This is a genomic window from Streptomyces speibonae (genome assembly GCF_984686075.1).
Genome location: NZ_OZ480260.1, coordinates 7,518,965 through 7,519,311 on the forward strand (window position 1 = coordinate 7,518,965; position 347 = coordinate 7,519,311).

Below are 347 nucleotides of genomic sequence, written 5' to 3' on the forward strand. Positions count from 1 at the left end.
CCCGCACGACCGCCCGCAACGCCAGAACCGGAAAGGAAACGACCATGACGAATCCGTTCGAGGACCCGGATGCCCAATACCTCGTGCTCGTGAACGGTGAGGGCCAGCATTCGTTGTGGCCCACCTTCGTCGACGTGCCCGCGGGATGGCAGGTCGTCTTCGGCGAAAAAAGCCGCCAGGAATGCCTGGACTACATCGAGTCGAACTGGCGCGACCTGAGGCCCAAGAGCCTGATCGAGGCCATGGAGAAAAACCAGTCCTGACACGTCGACGGCCGCAACCCGGCCGGAGGCGGAGTCGGCGACTGTGTCGCACCAAAGGGCGGTCGACAGTCGAGGAGTACAGGT

Annotated in this window: 1 protein-coding gene; it reads left to right on the plus strand. The window is 63.4% G+C overall.

Going from position 1 to position 347, the window contains the following annotated elements; all coding sequences use genetic code 11:
* Positions 1 to 44: 44 nt before the first annotated feature.
* Positions 45 to 263: an MbtH family protein gene (locus tag AC5L3C_RS33800; RefSeq protein ID WP_493652912.1), complete on the plus strand. Its 219-nt coding sequence runs from the start codon at positions 45 to 47 to the stop codon at positions 261 to 263.
* The last annotated feature ends 84 nt before the right edge of the window (positions 264 to 347 follow it).